1 protein-coding gene is annotated in these 1,368 nt (G+C 69.6%); it reads right to left on the reverse strand.

Annotated features, from left to right (window positions below; all coding sequences use genetic code 11):
* Nucleotides 1-400: 400 nt before the first annotated feature.
* On the reverse strand, nt 401-1,018 hold the full coding sequence (locus tag C1I97_RS37315; RefSeq protein WP_111007291.1) for a TetR/AcrR family transcriptional regulator: 618 nt from the start codon (nt 1,016-1,018) through the stop codon (nt 401-403).
* Between the last annotated feature and the right edge of the window lie 350 nt (nt 1,019-1,368).

A 1,368-nucleotide genomic window follows, 5' to 3' on the forward strand; every position in this document is an offset into this window, starting at 1 on the left:
CAGCTACCGGCTGAAGAACCGCCTCACCGCCATCGAAGGCGGCATCACCGCCGTCAGCTGACCCGGACTCAAGCTCTGCACATCAGCCCGTACATACCTCTGCACTACAGCCCGTACGCCGACACCCGTCCCCGGCCGACTCCCGCCTGCTGGTCGTGGTCCGCTTCGGCGTGGACGTCGCCGAGCGGCAATCAGTGATCGACGACATCACCCGGGGCATCAAGGTCGCCTCGGGCGGAGGCACCGGCCAGAAGGTGTGATCCGGCCGGAAGTCGTCGGCCGGGTGGGGTCCCTCGCCGCTCCAGAGGAACCCCACCCGGCCGGGATGCGCGCCGCCCCCGTCCCCACGGTGCGGCGCGAGCAGGTCACCGTCCCGTCATCCCGGGGACGGCGACCTGGGTCATGGGGTGAGGCCGAGTGCGGGCAGCACCGCGGCCTCCACGAACCGGACCATGTAGTCCGGGTTGGCGTACTCCCCCTCCAGCACGGGCCGGATGCGCAGGACGCCGAACATCTGCGCGGGCACGTACTGAAGCGCCGGGTTGTCGGCGCGGACCTCTCCGCGCTCGACCCCGCGGCGCAGCATCTCCCGCAGCGCGGCGATCTCCGGCTCGACCAGCGCCTCGCGCAGGGCCTGCTTCAGCTCCCTGTCCTGCGTGATCGCGTGACCGAGGGCCTGCAGGAGCCGGGTGTCCTTGCCCGACCGCTCGCCCGCGGTCCGCGCGGCCCGCCGCAGGTCCTCGGCGAGCGAGCCGGTGTCGACGCCGGCGAACTGCGTGCGCCGGTTGGCGCGCAGCGCGGCCGCCACGAACTGCGGCTTGTTCTTCCACTGCCGGTAGAGCGTGGACTTGCTGCAGCGTGTTCTGGCGGCCACGCCCTCCATGGTGACGGCGTCGTAGCCGCACTCGCGGATCTGTTCGAGGACAGCGTCGAAGAACTCCCGTTCACGCTCAGGCGTGATCTTGGAGCGGCGTGAGGCGACAACCGTCTCCGGTCCGTCCGCGGCCTGTGACGTCATCACTCATCTCCTCGCTCTCGATCCGGGTCCAGCGGTCCTCCGGCCGCTCTGCAGTGTGGCGCGTTCCGTGTGAGGTGTATCGATCGATACACCAGCGTACCGGTACCCAGCCGTATCGGTACGCTACCGTATCGATGGTGTGGGACAGCGCCTCCGGCCACGGGCCGAGCACCACAAGCACCCCACGCCACCCGAACGCACACACGCCAACGCCCTGCCGCTTAGTGGTCGCCCTCGGAAGTTCTTCGGGGGTTGACTGCAGAGTCGGTGTGGTGTCTGGTATCCCGACTTGCCGGATCGCCACTGCGTCGAGGTTGATGTCGTGGACTCCTCTGCGGGCGTCGCGGCAG

This window comes from Streptomyces sp. NTH33 (assembly GCF_003236365.1).
Taxonomy (GTDB): domain Bacteria; phylum Actinomycetota; class Actinomycetes; order Streptomycetales; family Streptomycetaceae; genus Streptomyces.